This window comes from Pseudomonas brassicacearum subsp. neoaurantiaca (genome assembly GCF_013608025.1).
In the GTDB taxonomy this organism is placed as follows: domain Bacteria; phylum Pseudomonadota; class Gammaproteobacteria; order Pseudomonadales; family Pseudomonadaceae; genus Aquipseudomonas.
Genome location: NZ_VDLV01000011.1, coordinates 101,028 through 115,546 on the forward strand (window position 1 = coordinate 101,028; position 14,519 = coordinate 115,546).

The 14,519-nt window shown below is 62.1% G+C and carries 11 protein-coding genes and 1 pseudogene; 7 read left to right on the forward strand and 5 right to left on the reverse strand.

Annotated features, from left to right (window positions below):
• Positions 1–52: 52 nt before the first annotated feature.
• Entirely contained in the window at positions 53–874 is an 822-nt protein-coding gene (locus tag FHK92_RS09275; protein WP_181287784.1) for an alpha/beta fold hydrolase, read from the reverse strand.
• Between the two features lie 345 nt (positions 875–1,219).
• Between FHK92_RS09275 and FHK92_RS09280 the strand changes: the two genes are divergently transcribed.
• Entirely contained in the window at positions 1,220–4,030 is a 2,811-nt protein-coding gene (locus FHK92_RS09280) for an ATP-binding protein (protein ID WP_181287785.1), read from the forward strand.
• Here the strand turns inward: FHK92_RS09280 and FHK92_RS09285 are convergent.
• Together FHK92_RS09285 and FHK92_RS09290 are read right to left on the reverse strand one after the other, a co-directional pair.
• Positions 3,977–5,467, reverse strand: a complete 1,491-nt coding sequence (locus tag FHK92_RS09285) for an ATP-binding protein (RefSeq protein WP_181287786.1) — start codon at positions 5,465–5,467, stop codon at positions 3,977–3,979. The genes FHK92_RS09280 and FHK92_RS09285 overlap by 54 nt on opposite strands.
• 184 nt (positions 5,468–5,651) lie before the next feature.
• A complete protein-coding gene (locus FHK92_RS09290) occupies positions 5,652–6,602 on the reverse strand; it encodes a GlxA family transcriptional regulator (RefSeq protein ID WP_181287787.1) in 951 nt (316 codons plus the stop codon).
• Between the two features lie 298 nt (positions 6,603–6,900).
• On the opposite strand from FHK92_RS09290, the gene FHK92_RS09295 reads away from it, so the two are divergent.
• Entirely contained in the window at positions 6,901–7,623 is a 723-nt protein-coding gene (locus FHK92_RS09295; protein WP_181287788.1) for a pirin family protein, read from the forward strand.
• A gap of 192 nt (positions 7,624–7,815) precedes the next feature.
• Here the strand turns inward: FHK92_RS09295 and FHK92_RS09300 are convergent, their stop codons facing one another.
• The gene (locus FHK92_RS09300; protein ID WP_181287789.1) at positions 7,816–8,691 is read right to left on the reverse strand and encodes a LysR family transcriptional regulator; all 876 of its coding nucleotides are present in this window, start codon (positions 8,689–8,691) and stop codon (positions 7,816–7,818) included.
• Positions 8,692–8,801: 110 nt separating this feature from the next.
• On the opposite strand from FHK92_RS09300, the gene FHK92_RS09305 reads away from it, so the two are divergent.
• The 3 genes from FHK92_RS09305 (at position 8,802) to FHK92_RS09315 (ending at position 10,973) form a co-directional block, all read left to right on the forward strand.
• Positions 8,802–10,004: a YbfB/YjiJ family MFS transporter gene (locus FHK92_RS09305; protein WP_181287790.1), complete on the forward strand. Its 1,203-nt coding sequence runs from the start codon at positions 8,802–8,804 to the stop codon at positions 10,002–10,004.
• A 139-nt stretch (positions 10,005–10,143) separates the two neighbouring features.
• Positions 10,144–10,545 (forward strand): hypothetical protein, encoded by a 402-nt coding sequence (locus FHK92_RS09310; RefSeq protein WP_181287791.1) that lies wholly within the window; start codon positions 10,144–10,146, stop codon positions 10,543–10,545.
• A 221-nt stretch (positions 10,546–10,766) separates the two neighbouring features.
• Entirely contained in the window at positions 10,767–10,973 is a 207-nt protein-coding gene (locus FHK92_RS09315) for a hypothetical protein (protein WP_181287792.1), read from the forward strand.
• Between the two features lie 6 nt (positions 10,974–10,979).
• Here the strand turns inward: FHK92_RS09315 and FHK92_RS09320 are convergent, their stop codons facing one another.
• Positions 10,980–12,023, reverse strand: a complete 1,044-nt coding sequence (locus FHK92_RS09320) for a GlxA family transcriptional regulator (RefSeq protein ID WP_181287793.1) — start codon at positions 12,021–12,023, stop codon at positions 10,980–10,982.
• Positions 12,024–12,291: 268 nt separating this feature from the next.
• Between FHK92_RS09320 and FHK92_RS28130 the strand changes: the two are divergent.
• Both FHK92_RS28130 and FHK92_RS28135 read left to right on the forward strand, forming a co-directional pair.
• Positions 12,292–13,374, forward strand: a pseudogene (locus tag FHK92_RS28130) (cache domain-containing protein); the annotation flags it as partial.
• 93 nt (positions 13,375–13,467) lie between these two features.
• On the forward strand, positions 13,468–14,235 hold the full coding sequence (locus tag FHK92_RS28135) for a methyl-accepting chemotaxis protein (protein WP_375154606.1): 768 nt from the start codon (positions 13,468–13,470) through the stop codon (positions 14,233–14,235).
• The last annotated feature ends 284 nt before the right edge of the window (positions 14,236–14,519 follow it).

Genomic DNA, 14,519 nt, shown 5'->3' on the forward strand with positions numbered 1-14,519 from the left:
AATGTGATGACGCCTTCGCGAGCAAGCTCGCTCCCACAGGTTTGCGCTCTGATCAGCCTCGGATGAACGCCAGCAGATCCGCGTTGAGTTGATCCTTGTGGGTGTCGGTCAGGCCGTGGGGCGCGCCTGGGTAAACCAGCAGCTGCGAGTTCTTGAGCAACTTGGCTGCCGCGATGCCGGCGGTTTCGATCGGCACCATCTGGTCGTCATCGCCATGAACCACCAGGGTTGGCACGTCGATGTTGCGCAGGTCTTCGGAAAGGTCGGTCTCCGAGAACGCCTTGATGCAGTCGTAAGTGTTCTTGTGGCCGGCAAGCATGCCTTGCATCCAGAACCAGTCGATCATGCCTTGGGAGACTTTGGCGCCTGGGCGGTTGGCACCGAAAAACGCGCTGGCCACATCCTTGTATAGCTGAGAACGGTCGGCCAGGGAGGCCTGGCGGAAGCCGTCGAAAACTTCGATGGGCAAGCCGCCGGGGTTGGCCGGGGTCCTGAGCATCAGCGGCGTGACGGCCGAGATCAGGCCGAGCTTGGCGACGCGGGCGGCGCCATGACGACCGATGTAGCGCGCCACTTCGCCACCGCCGGTGGAGAAACCGAGCAACACCGCGTCCTTGAGGTCCAGGCGCTCGATCAGTTCCGCCAGGTCATCGGCATAGGTGTCCATGTCGTTGCCGTCCCATGGCTGGCTGGAACGCCCGTGTCCACGGCGGTCGTGGGCAATCACCCGGTAGCCGTTGGACGCGAGGAACATCATCTGCGCCTCCCAACTGTCGGAGTTCAACGGCCAGCCGTGGCTGAAGACCACCGGTTGGCCAGTGCCCCAGTCCTTGTAGTAGATCTCTGTGCCGTCGCGGGTGATGAACGTGCTCATGACTTGACTCCTTGAGATGGGTGGATCGCTCAATGGTCCGGCCAGGAGAGATATTTGCGTGAGTTAAACGTTGTTAATTTTTTCGGGACTGACGTGCTTTTGTGACGATGGAGCTTGCTCCCGCTGGGCTACGCAGCGGCCCCTGGATTGTCACCTTGGTGTGCCAGATTGAGTGGAAATGAGGGTTTTGGGGCCGCTTCGCGACCCAGCGGGAGCAAGCTCCCTCGCCACGGGTTAGGCGTTGATCGGGGGGATGGAAACACCACCCGCCGTTGCGCTTGTCACAAAACCTGACGAATATACTCAGGTACAGTCCATCTCCAGGGACAGAACCATGAGCACGCCATGAGCCAATACCTCAGCCTGCCCGTCGAGAAGACGGTGCATTTCGGCCCCTATCGGGTCCATCCGCGCCAGCGCCTGGTGCTGGAGGGCGGGCAGCCGTTGCGCCTGGGTCGGCGGGCGGTGGAGATTCTGTTGGTATTGCTTGAACACGCCGGCCAGGTGGTGAGCAAGCAGCAGTTGATCGCCCGGGTCTGGCCAAAAAGCGTGGTGGAAGACACCAACCTGCGGGTTCACGTGGCGGCCCTGCGCAAGGCCCTGGGCGACGGACAGGCTGGCCAGCGCTACATCGTCACCGTGGCGCAGCGTGGCTACAGCTTTGTCGCGCCGGTCACCAGCGAACCGCCCGAGCAACTGGCCCGTATCCCCCACCCTTCCCTGGCGGGCAACCTGCCGCCGCGCCGCACCCGCGTGATCGGACGCCAGGGCCTGGTGGAAAGCCTGGTCGCCCAGTTACCGCGAAAGCGTTTTATCACGCTGGTTGGCAGTGGCGGTATCGGCAAGACCACCGTTGCCTTGCGCGTCGCCGAGCGGCTGATCGGACAATATCGCGATGGTATTTACCTGCTGGACCTGGGTTCGCTCAACGACCCGGCCATGATCGCGCCGAACCTTTGCGCACTGCTGGAGCTTTCGCCGCAAGACGGCGCACCGCTTGAAACAATCCTCAAACCGCTCAAGGACCGCCATTTCCTACTGGTGATCGATACCTGCGAGCATTTGATCGACGCCGTCGCCCTGCTCTGCGAGACCTTGCTCCGTGGCGCACCACACTTGCACATCCTGGCCACCAGTCGCGAGGGCCTGCGCGCCGAGGGCGAACATGTGCAGCGCCTCGATTCCCTGGCGCTGCCGCCACGGGGGATGACCATCGAAGGCTATCCGGCCCTGGAGTACCCGGCACTGCAACTGTTTGCCGAGCGGGCGATGGCCAGCCAGGACGACTTCGAGCTGACCGATCATGAAGTCCCGCTGGTCGTCGACATCTGCCAACGGCTGGATGGCATTCCCCTGGCCATCGAATTGGCAGCCGCGCAAATCGGACGCTTCGGGCTCGAAGAGCTGCGCCGGCAATTGCAGGGTAGCGTCGCCCTGCTCGCCCATGACAACCACGCCAGCGCCCCGCGCCAGCAAACGCTGCGCGCCACGCTGGACTGGAGCTTCGCGCTGCTCACCGCGTGCGAACAGACTTGCCTGCGACGGCTGGCGGTGTTCGTGGGCAGCTTCAACCTGGCGTCCGCCGCAGCGGTTATCGTCGGCCAGCATGTCGCGCCCGAACAGGTATTGGTATCGGTCAGCCAATTGGTCGCCAAATCGCTGCTCAACGTCGAGATCGGTGACGAAGAGGTCCGTTATCGCCTGCTGGATACCACCCGCAGCTACGCCCTGGAAAAATTGATCGCGGCAGGCGAACTCGCGGCCAGCCAGGAGCGCCACGCCGAGCGCTGCCTGACCCTCATGGAACAGGCGGAAAAAGACTGGGAGCACATCCCGACGCGGCAGTGGATTGCGCGCTACGCCACTTACCGCGACGACATTCGTGCGGCGCTGGACCAAGGGCTGGGCCCGCACGGTTCGCACAGCGTGGCGATCCGATTGACGGCGCGAACGCTGCCCCTCTGGCAAGAACTGTCGCTCCTCAAGGAACATGGCCTTTACGTCAACAAGGCCCGGGATCTGCTGCAAGGCACCGCCTCGCCATGCCCGAGACTGACCCTCGCCCTGGAGCTGGCCCACGCCAGTCTCAACTACCACACCGAGGGCGGCACGCCCGCCACTGTCGCCGCGTTTGCCACGGCTCGGCGCCTCGCCAAACAGCATGGGGACTTGGCCGGTGAGCTGCGGGCCTTGTCCGGGCACATGGCGGTCAACCTCAGTTGCGGGCACTATCAACAGGCGTTGGAACAATGCCAGGACTTCGACCGGCTGGGACCGCCGGGCGACCCGGTCCTGTCCTTGAGCACCCAACGCCTGCGGGTGCTGGCGTTGCATTTCATCGGCGACCAGGACGCGGCGCGGCACGATGCCGAGCAGGTCATCCAGCGCCTGGCCCAAAGCGGTCATTTAAGCCGTTTCACCCACGGTTTCGGCGTGCAGTACGAACAAAGCGTGGCCGCACTGACGATCCTGGCGCGGATACTCTGGCTCCAGGGGTTTCCCGAGAAAGCCCGGCGTACCGCCAACCTCGCGTTGCAGATTGCCCTGCAAATCAACCACGGCCTGTCGATCTGCTACACCCTGGCGATCAGCGGTTGCATCGTCGCCCAGTACACCGGCGATCACGCAACCGCCCGGGAACGGCTCGACAGGTTGAAACACGAGGCCCGAAAACATTCGGTGAGGCTGTTCCATGACTGGGCCTGCCACTTCGAGCGCGCATTCGATGGCGCAGCCTTGGAGACGGGCCCGGCCCCGACCAGTCTCATCCAGGACATGGTGGTGACTGTCCGGCCGGATACCGTCAGCCCGGCACAGATTGAACGCGCCCACAGTGGCGCGGCGGGCTGGTGCTCGGCGGAGATCCTGCGCGCCGCCGCCGAGGCCTTGCTGGCGCAGGACGATGCCGATGCCGAAGCGCCTGCCGAAGCCCATTTGCAGGCCGCGCTGGCTGTGGCCCGACGCCAAGGCGCACGCGCCTGGGAGCTGCGCGGTGCCATCTTCCTGGCTCGCCTGTGGCAACGGCAAGGCCGCGACGCGGCCGCGCACGACCTGCTCGGACCGGTCTATCGAGGCTTTACGGAAGGGTTCGACACCCCCGATCTAACGGAAGCCGGCGTGCTGCTCCAGGCGTTGGCTCGCCGGCTCGGGTCGTGAATGGCGCAGCTGCCACGCGTTCTGGAGCACGTAGCGGCGCCGCAGCAGATGCCACTGGCCATTGCGCCGCAATTTTCCCAGGGCATAGGCGCGGGTGGTGTTCAGGAGAAAGAACCGAGTGCCTTCGGCCCGTTGTTCGACCATCACCAACGATTGCCTGACCAGCCGTGACAGCAGCCAGGGCAACCGCTCCATGCCCAAGTCAGTGCAACTGATGACGGCCATTGCCGCTTTCAGGGAAAACGCCTGTTCAAACACCGCCAGTCGCTGGAACACCGTTTGTTCATCGCGACTCAAGCGTTCGAAGCTCCAGTCCAGCGCAGCCTCCAGGCTACCGTGACGCGCCACGGCCGTGCGACGCCCGTGGCTGAGCACCGACAGGCCGCCGTCCAATTGTTCCAGGACGCCAGCAACCCCCAGGACGTCGACTTGGGCCGCCGCCAATTCCAGCGCCAGCGGCACGCCATCCAGGCGCCGGCAAATCTGTGCGAGAAGTGCCAGGTCCCGCTCCCCCGGCGTGAAGCCTTGCTGCCGGGCGCCAACGCGATCCATCAGTAACTGCACCGCCGGGCACGCCAGCACCTGATGATCCGGGTCACGGGGAGACGCCACCATCAGGCCGGGCAGTTGCAGCACATTTTCCTGCGCCAGATCGAGGATTTCACGGCTGCTCAACAACAGTGATACACCGGGGGCTGACGCACGCAGCATCAGGGCCAACTCCCGGCAGGCACCGAGCAAGTGTTCAACACCGTCGAGCACCAGCAAAACCCGGCAGGACTGCAGTCGCTGCTCCAACGGTCCGTCTTCAAAACCGAGGGCATGACAGATCCGCAGCGCGATCAGGCTCGGGTCGTGGATGTCGGACAAATCAATGAACCAGGCGCCTTGCTCGAAATGCTCCAGCAGCAACTCCGCCGCCCGCAGCACTACGGTGGTCTTGCCGACGCCGCCCGAGCCGGTGACCGTGGTCACAGACTGGCGCGGGACTTCGACAAGCAACCGCCCGAGCACTTTGTCGCGACCGATCACCGGGCTCAGGCGCGCGGGTAAATTGTGCCGCTCGCCCTGTTCGGCGTCGGGCCCGCCGATACTCGACTCGGCAACCAGCGGCGCGGCAAAGCAGTAACCCTGGTGTGGGTGATTGAGGATGTAGCGTTTGCCGTCCCGTCCGTCGCCGAACGTGCGCCGCAGCGCCGCGATGTGCACCCGCAAGTTGATCTCTTCCACCACGCTGTCGGGCCAGACGTGAGCGATGAGCGTTTGTTTGCTGACGAAGGTGCCGGCGTGTGCCACCAGCAGTTGCAGAATATCCAGGGCGCGACCGCCCAACGCCAGGGGTTGGCCGTCGCGGGTGACCAGTCGCTGCTGTCGGTGAAAGACAAACGGACCGAAGCCCACCGTCTGTTCGGTGCCAGGTTTGACGAAGCTGTTCATGAGCGATCCTGCGCCAGATAACCGGTCCGGGCGTGGCGTTGCGAATCATCGCAGGCGTCTGCCCTGGCTCTTTGCGCATCCTTTCCAGAGGGTTCGCCCTTATCTTGGCAGCCACCCGCCAGAGAACAATGCTGGCACAGGACGCATCACGGACATCACGGTGCCCTGGACGGACACCGACGGCTCAACTGAACTGTTGACGGTACTGGACCGGGGTCAGGCCGAGCTTTTCGCTGAACAGCAAGCGCATATGGCGAACACTGCCGAACCCGCTGCGAAAGGCCACGGTCTTGAGTGGCAAGTCGGTGGATTCCAGCAACTGTCGCGCCCGATCGATGCGCGCGCCCTGGAGGAATTCCATGGGGGTCATCTTCACTTCCCGGACGAAGAGCCGGGCGAAGTGCCTGGAACTCATGGCCGCCAGCGCTGCCATGCGTTCGATGGTGAACGGCTCGTCCAGGTGCTCCATCACGTAGTGCTGCACCCGGGTAACCGCCGATTCCTGGGTCGCCACCGCCGCCACCAGCGGACTGAACTGCGCCTGCCCGCCCTGGCGTTTCATCACCACCAGCAACACCTTGGCGATATCCAGCGCGACCTTCCGTCCATGGTCCTGGGCGACGATGGACAAGGCCATGTCGATACCGGCCGTGACACCGCCGGAGGTGATCAGGCGCCGATCCTGCAAATAAATCTTGTCGGTCTCGACCAGCGCCTTGGGGAAACGCTGGATCAAGCGTTCGGTGTAATGCCAATGGGTGGTGACGCGGTGTTCGTCGAGCAACCCCGCCTCACCCAACACGAAGGCACCGGTGCAGATGGAGCCGTAGCGCGTGGCCCGTTGCGCCGACGCCCGCAGCCAGGCATGCAGGCCAGGGTGGCGATCGTTATAGGCGCCAGGACCGCCCGGCACGAGCAAGACGTCATAGGCGGCCCACGCCTGGTCGATGTGGAAATCGGCCTGGACCGTCACCCCGTTGGACGCCCGCAATGGGCCTCGCTCGGTGCCCAGGGTCAGCAGTTGATAGTGCTGTTCGGGAGCAAGAAAACGATTGGCGATGGAAAACACTTCGAGCGGCCCGGCCATGTCGAGCAGCAGGAAATCAGGGAACAGCACCATTGCAACGGTTTTCATGGGGAAGACGCCAAGATCGAGAAGAACATGCCGGACCCTGTGGGAGCGAGCTTGCTCGCGATAGCGTCCTTCCAGTGGCATCCATGCACCTGACACGCCGCTATCGCGAGCAAGCTCGCTCCCACAAGGATCATCGGCTGGCATTATGACGAAGCCAAGCGCCCGCGGCGAGATTGTCCACTCAGAACGGACAGTATTTCGCCATTGAGCCGCTTATTGAATAAGCCGATTACCATTAATCTTCTTCTGAACCCGGCGAACGGCCACAGCCAACGCCCACAGAACCAGGAGAATCTTCATGCTCACTCTTCGCAAAGCGTCAGATCGCGGCATCGCTCGTCATGGCTGGCTGACCTCGTTCCACACCTTTTCCTTTGCCAGCTACCGCGACCTCAACCAACAAGGTTTTTCCGACCTGCTGGTCATCAACGATGACCGGGTCGCCGCCGCCAAGGGTTTTGGCCAGCACCCGCACCGGGACATGGAGATCTTTTCCTATGTGCTCGAAGGCGCGCTGGAACACAAGGACACCTTGGGCACCGGATCGGTCATTCGCCCGGGCGACGTGCAATTGATGAGCGCTGGCAGTGGCGTGGCCCACAGTGAGTTCAACCACAGCGCAGACGAGTCGGTGCACTTCCTGCAAATCTGGATCGTGCCCAACGTGGTCGGCGCCACGCCACGCTATCAGCAGGAGCACTTCAGCCCAGAACAGAAACGCGGCCGCCTGCAACTGATCATTTCTCCGGACGGCGCCGAGGGATCGCTTCACGTTCGCCAGGACGCACGGGTCTATGCCGGGCTGTTCGACGGTCGGGAAAGTGCCACGCTGACGCTGGCCGCTGATCGCTACGCCTATGTCCACGTGGCCCGGGGCAGCGTCGAACTCAATGGCGTACGGTTGCAGGAAGGCGATGGCGTGCGGGTGCGCCAGGAACAGGCGCTGACGCTGGGCAATGGCCAGGATGCCGAGGTGCTGGTGTTTGACCTGCGGCCACAGGAACTGCCGCGGATGCCATGAAACACCCTTTAACCCCAGCTATGAAGCAATCTGTAACCCCTGTGGGAGCGAGCTTGCTCGCGATAGCGGATTGTCAGCCACATGAGTATTGGCTGACCTGACGCCATCGCGAGCAAGCTCGCTCCCACAATGAGTCCTTCGTAATAGGTCTTCTATAGTGGAGCTTTGGCATTGGGTGGCCGCTCCGGCGCGTTATTCGTTTTCCTGGGCAAACGCCCCGACAATTTCATCGATCACCGCCCGCACCCGCGCCGTATGGCGCAGGTCCGCGTGCGTCACCAACCAGACCTCGTACGGCAGCGGTCGCGTGCGTTCCGGCCACAGGCGCACCAAGCCATCACGCTCGCCCATGTACACCGGGATTTCCCCGACACCGATACCCGCCGCAATCGACCGACGCACCAGCAGGCTTGAACTCAGGCTGGCCACGATCCGCCCCCGGCTGACCGGCTCGGCGACCAGGGTGAACTCCTTCTGGCCCTGCAAGTACGGCTGATAGACCACCAGATCATGACCTTCAAATGCGCTGCCGGGCGTCGGCTCCCCGTGGGCGTCGACATACTCGCGCGACGCGAACAAGCCCACCGGCCAACGGGCGATCCGCCGGGCGATCAGGTCAGGATTGTCTGGCCGGGTGTTGCGCACGGCAATGTCCGCTTCGCGCTTGACCAGGCTGATGATCTGCGTGGAGGCGTCCAGTTGCACGCGCACATCGGGGTGCCGTTCATGCAGGCGGGCAATGGCCGGGATCAGGAAATCGATCGCCAGCGAATCGGTGGTGGCCACGCGCACGTTGCCGATCAAGCGATCATCCAAACCCTGGATCCGTCGTTCCAGCTCCAGCGCCGACTGTTCCATTTTTTCCACGGACTTAAGCGCGGCTTCGCCCATTGCCGTCAAGGCATAACCGTCGGGGGTACGCAGGAACAACGCCGCGCTCAGGGATTTCTCCAGCGCCACGATACGCCGTCCGACAGTGGCCTGATCCACCCCCAATACCCGTGCGGCGCCACGCAAGGTCGACTCTCGACAGACCGCCAGGAACACCCGTGCATCATCCCAATTCATCCGTCCTCCGGTGATGCATAACTGCATCGCAGTGCCGCGCAATCGCTGCATAAACGCTTCAACGATAGCCGATATGCTGGGCGCCATACACCTTTCACAGGATCGCTATCATGCGTACATCATCCGCAGCGCTCGATTCACCTCCGACCGGCATCTGGTTGCCGATATTCGCCGGCCTCTGCGCCAGCCTTGTCAGCATCGGCTTGGCGCGATTCGCCTATACCCCCTTGATTCCGGCGCTGATCGAGGCGCATTGGTTCAGCGCAAGCGACGTGGTTTACCTCGGCGCGGCCAACCTCGTGGGATACCTGATCGGCGCCCTGCTCGGCCGGCCCATGGCTCGGCGGCTGACCCATAAAAATGCGCTGCGGTTGATGATGCTGGCGGTGACTGCCGCGTTTTTCGCCTGCGCTTTCCCGCTGTCGGTGACGTGGTACTTCGCTTGGCGATTGCTGTCGGGAATTGCCGGTGGCGCGATCATGGTACTGGTGGCGGCGACCGTGCTGCCCCATGTACCCGCGGCGCGCAGAGGCCTGGCCAGTGGTGCGATTTTCCTTGGGATCGGATTGGGCATCGCGGGCTCCGGAACGATCGTGCCGCCCTTGTTGAGCCTGGGTCTTGAGGCCACTTGGCTGGGGCTCGGCGTGCTGTCGCTGGTGCTGACCGGGCTGAGCTGGTTCGGTTGGCCGCAGGAATTGCCACACGTGGCCGTGGCGAAACACAGTCCCCCGGAAGACGCCACGCCCCGAGCCGTCTATTTGTTATTCGCCCAATACGCTTTCATGGCGGCCGGGTTGGTGCCGGCGATGGTATTCCTGGTGGACTACGTGACCCGTGGACTCAAGGCCGGAGCTCATGTCGGTGCGCTGGTATGGGTGATGTACGGCGTCGGCGCGATTATCGGGCCCATGAGCTATGGCTTTCTCGCGGATCACCTGGGCGCGCGCCGAAGCATTCGACTGGTGCTCGCCGTGCAGGCCGTTGCCTTGGGTTTGCTGGCAATCTCGCAAACGTTCCTGGCGCTGGCGGTGCTCGCGGTCCTGATCGGTTCGTTTCCGCCGGGTATCGTGCCGCTGGCCCTGGCGCGGGTACATGAACTGGTGCCAAACCATCACCGCCAGCAGGTGGCCTGGAGCCGTGCAACGGTGTCATTCGCCACGTTTCAAGCGGCGGCCGGTTTCGCCTATTCCGCGCTGTTCAACGCCAGTGGAGGGCACCATGCGTTGCTTTTCCTGATTTCCACTGGCGCGATTGTCATTGCCCTTTTGTTCGACTACATTCCTCGCGTTGCGTCGTCTCACGCAAAAGCTTAAAGTTCCGCAAATTCGTCGGTGTCCGACCAGCGGTCAACATTGCCATCATATTGCAATGTTGACTCGCTCGGACAAGCCAAGCAAAATGATTTCACTTGGCCATTATCCTCTGTCGCAGATCATCTCACGGAAGAAAAGAATGAAAAGGGTTATTCCTCTGGTCGCTGTCCTCGCGGCTTGCCCAGCGACAGCAGACGTACAGCAAATCCAGTACAGCTACGATGATTCGAAGGCCGAATACGCCATCGTCTCATTCGTCGAAGCGGGTTCGGCTGTCCAGGCAACGGTAAGAAGAACCGGTGCCTATTTCACGAATTACACCAAGCTTGAACTGGATTGCGCCAACCGCAATGTCCGTCACATGGGCATGTACAACAGCGTCGAAGGTGTTGAAAAAGCCGAGTTCGACCAGATGCAAGGCCGGATCATAGACGGTTCGATCGCCGACGAAGTGGGAAAGGTACTGTGCAAGGGCACGACCCTGACCGCTTCGCAGACAGAAGAATTGCCGACCGAAGATTTGTTGGACGACCAGAGCTAAATCTCACCTCGCAAGCCTCAGCGCTACATTCGTAGACGCAAAGGTGATTGCAGAACGATTTCCTGAAGCTCTTGGACATTGGATGTCCCGCAGTGATTGGCAAGGCCTTGCGGCTCGCCACTCACTGTTTGACGACTTCTTTTATTTCTGCCCAGACAGAAAAAAAGCCAACCTGACCAATCGCTTGAACACCCGCCTTGATCGGCGGGCGGGGAATCTTGATGCACGCTAGAAAGATATTCGAACTGCTGATGTCATCGCTCGGCTACGTTTTGATCTCACTGCTTTGGTTCGTCTACGCCGTCCCGGCGATGATCGAACTGGATTCCGATTTTTCCCTCATAGCCGCCGCTTTTGGCTCAGTCATCTGGCTGTGTGCCACGGGCTGTATCGTCTTGTACGTCGTCCAGAAGATGCGCACGGCCTGAAACGACTCATTGCGATACTTGTTTTCGCCCGAACGCCGAGCGATAGCTACCGGGCGGAACACCGAAAAAATCCCGGAACCGCCGCTGGAAATGCGGTGAGCTGACAAAGCCCGTGGCAACGGCGATTTCGGTGACCGACCGGTTGGTCTGCTGGATGAGCTGGCGTGCACGGGTCAGGCGCAGCTCCAGGTAATACCGCGTCGGGGTCGCGCCGAGAAATCGACAGAACCGCCGCTCCAGTTGACGTTTGGAGACCTTGACGCATGCCGCCAGCTCATCGATCGTCAATGGCTCCTCGACGTTCTGCCACATCAGTTCCAGCGCCAGCTTGAGGCTTTGCGGCAGCGTCGGATCGGTCTCGACGAAGATCGGCGGCAGGTCGCTGGCGTCGTCGCCCGACTCGTCGCAGCGCAGGATCTCCTCGATTGCCCCCACCAGTGTTTCCCCACCCGTGCGGCGAATCAACTGCAGCATCATGCGCAACGAACTGTTGGCCCCCGCGCAACTGACGCGTTCGCGGTCAACGACATAGGCGCGGCTGGAGACCTTCACGAGGGGGAACATCTCGGCCATGGTCGCGCGACTTTCCGGATGGACCGCGCACTCGAAGCCGTCCAGCAGGTTCGCATCAGCGACAAAAAACACGCCGTTCCACAGCCCACCCAACAAAGCACCAGCGGATGCGTTGGCGCGCAGCTTGCGTCGTAGCAACGGCGTGCCTTGCAACTTGACGCGAAAGCCGCCGGCGACAATCAGCACGTCCAGGTTGTCCGGCAGTTGCGCCAGTTCGACGTCGGCCGAAATGACGATGCCCAAGTCACTTGTCACCTGCCCGCCCGACGCACCGACGGTCAGCACTTCATAAAGCGGCTTGTCGCTCATCAGGTTCGCGGTGACCAGCGCATCCACCGCGCCGGTGAAGGACATCATCGAGAAATTGTCCATCAATACAAACGCGACACGGACCGGCGCCTGGCCGGGCGACGCAGAGCCCTGGGGCCGATAGGCCATGTTCTTATTCTTGAGTACGCTTTCGAATGCGCTTGGCATGGGGCCTCGTGGGACAGGAAGGCGATCTGGACCGGAGCCGGGCACACGGCCCGAACCATGCCATCTTCCCGATTAACCACCCAAGCGACCATCGTCTGCGCGACATCACTGTCAGCGATAACGACCTCCGACAAATGGCACTCTCAAGGGAATACGACCTTGGTCGATAGCCTGTGAGTAGGCATGGGCGCTTCCCTTCCAGAGTTTGCAACGCTCACCGCTAATGTTTCCGCCGTTCCAACACCGATAAATACCTGCGGGAGAAGTCATGAATATCAAACAGAAGCTGACATGGGCGTTCGCGGCCATTGCCTGCGTGCCGGTGATCCTGGTGGCGGTGCTCGTAGTATTGAACCTGCGCGATGCGGCACAAGCCAACTTCCTGGACAGCAGCGGTCGCGAGATTCGCCAGATCGACAACGGCATGAAGCAGTTCTTCGACGGAATCATGCAAAACGTCGAGTTCTTCGCCAAGGACCCGCGGATCGTCGCGGCCAAGGACCTCAAGAACTACTCTAGCGCTGACGCTGCGCAAATCCCGCTTACCGAGAACAACAAACAACTCCTGGCGATTTTCGATCAGTTCGCCAAGAGCCACCCGACCACCGCTTATCTTTCCCTGGGCCTGGCGGACGGCGGCTACGCCAGTTGGCCGGATGATCCGAAGATTTCCAATTACGATCCACGTGTGCGCCCTTGGTACAAGGCCGCCATCGCCGCGCCAGGCACCACCGTGAAGACCGATGCCTACTACTGGGCGCCGGACGACGTGTCGTTGATCGGCATCGTGCACACCGTCACCGATGCCGCCGGCAAGCAGGTAGGCGTGGTCGGGCTGGACGTGTCGCTCAAGCAACTGACTGAGCTGGTCAAGAACATCAAGCTCGGTGACAGCGGCTACCTGATGCTGGTGGAAGGCAGCGGCAACGTGCTGGTGGACCCGGCCGATGCCAAGCACAACTTCAAACCACTGGCCGACCTCGGCCCGAACTACGCCGCGCTGGCCAAGAGCAGCGATGGCGCCACCCAGATCGAGATCGATGGCGTGCCTTACATGGCCAACATCGTCACGTCGAAAGGCCTGGGCTGGCGCTTCATCGGCCTGATCAAGCGCGACGAAGTGATGGCAGAAGCCTCAAGCCTGACTTGGCTGATCGCCATCATCGCCGCCGTCCTGGCCGTGGTCTTCGCCATTGTCGGCGCCAGCTTCGCCAGCGTCATCGTCCGGCCGATTCGCGGTGTTGCCAACGGCTTGCAGGAGATCGCCGAAGGTGAAGGCGACCTTACTCGCCAGCTCGCCGTGCAAGGCAAGGACGAAACCGCCACCCTGGCGAGCTGGTTCAACCAGTTTCTGGGCATGATTGCGCAGTTGGTGCAACGCATCGGCAGCGCCTCTTCCGACCTGCAAAGCGCCGCGGCGGATACCAGCGAAGTCGCGCAGAACATGAACGACGCCGCCGGGCGCCAGCGCCAAGCCGTGGAACTGGTAAGCACCGCGTTCAACGAAATGGTTGCCACCGCCAACGAAGTCGCCCGCTCCTGCAGCCAGGCCGCCGTCAGTGCGGACACCGGGTACCGCGATGTTCACGACGGCCAGCACCACATCGGCGAAGCCACCGGCAGCGTGCTGAAGTTGAGTGAAGAATTGCAGCAATCGACCCAGACCATGCAGGCGCTGGAGCAGGACAGCAAGAACATCAACACGATCCTGGACACCATTCGCTCGATTGCCGAACAGACCAACCTGCTCGCCCTCAACGCGGCCATCGAAGCCGCCCGTGCCGGTGACCAGGGCCGCGGCTTCGCCGTGGTGGCCGATGAGGTACGCGCCTTGGCGCGGCGTACCGCCGACTCCACCGGCGAGATCGACAGCCTGCTCGGCAACCTCGCGCGGCGCACCCAGGAAGTGACGCACCAGATGCAGAACAGCCTGCAGGTGTCGCACACCAGCGTCGAGCGCATCCAGCAGGCCCGCGACAGCTTCGACAAGATCCGCACCTCGGTGGACTCGATCCGCGACCAGAACACGCAGATCGCCACCGCCGCAGAGCAACAGCACCAAGTGGCCGAAGACATCAACCGGCACATCGCGCAGATTCACTCCGATGCGCAGCTGGTTGAAGAGTTTGCCCACACGGCGCAAACCGGTTCGGGGCGTTTGACAGATATTTCCGGACAGCTCAAGGGCTTGGTGGGGCGCTTCAAGTTCTAACTGGGTTTATGTCCCGCTGAAGATCCAATGTGGGAGCGAGCCTGCTCGCGAAGAAGGTGTCACAGTCGACGAAGCATGTTGATTGTGCCGGCCTCTTCGCGAGCAGGCTCGCTCCTACAAAGGCTCTGCGGTTACCTGAGTTTTGTGTCCGCTGAAGATTAAAAATGTGGGAGCGAGCTTGCTCGCGAAGGCGGTGTCACAGCCGAATAAGATGCTGACTTTGCCGGCCTCTTCGCGAGCAGGCTCGCTCCCACAAAGGGTCTGCGGTTACCTGGGTTTTGTGT

What these genes read in the sequence shown, in the direction of transcription:
- FHK92_RS09280 (WP_181287785.1), top strand. Translation starts at nt 1,220, where the DNA reads ATGAGCCAATACCTCAGCCTGCCCGTCGAGAAGACGGTGCATTTCGGC.
- FHK92_RS09285 (WP_181287786.1), bottom strand. Translation starts at nt 5,467, where the DNA reads ATGAACAGCTTCGTCAAACCTGGCACCGAACAGACGGTGGGCTTCGGT.
- FHK92_RS28135 (WP_375154606.1), top strand. Translation starts at nt 13,468, where the DNA reads ATGAACGACGCCGCCGGGCGCCAGCGCCAAGCCGTGGAACTGGTAAGC.
- FHK92_RS09290 (WP_181287787.1), bottom strand. Translation starts at nt 6,602, where the DNA reads ATGAAAACCGTTGCAATGGTGCTGTTCCCTGATTTCCTGCTGCTCGAC.
- FHK92_RS09315 (WP_181287792.1), top strand. Translation starts at nt 10,767, where the DNA reads ATGCACGCTAGAAAGATATTCGAACTGCTGATGTCATCGCTCGGCTAC.
- FHK92_RS09300 (WP_181287789.1), bottom strand. Translation starts at nt 8,691, where the DNA reads ATGAATTGGGATGATGCACGGGTGTTCCTGGCGGTCTGTCGAGAGTCG.
- FHK92_RS09320 (WP_181287793.1), bottom strand. Translation starts at nt 12,023, where the DNA reads ATGCCAAGCGCATTCGAAAGCGTACTCAAGAATAAGAACATGGCCTAT.
- FHK92_RS09310 (WP_181287791.1), top strand. Translation starts at nt 10,144, where the DNA reads ATGAAAAGGGTTATTCCTCTGGTCGCTGTCCTCGCGGCTTGCCCAGCG.
- FHK92_RS09295 (WP_181287788.1), top strand. Translation starts at nt 6,901, where the DNA reads ATGCTCACTCTTCGCAAAGCGTCAGATCGCGGCATCGCTCGTCATGGC.
- FHK92_RS09305 (WP_181287790.1), top strand. Translation starts at nt 8,802, where the DNA reads ATGCGTACATCATCCGCAGCGCTCGATTCACCTCCGACCGGCATCTGG.
- FHK92_RS09275 (WP_181287784.1), bottom strand. Translation starts at nt 874, where the DNA reads ATGAGCACGTTCATCACCCGCGACGGCACAGAGATCTACTACAAGGAC.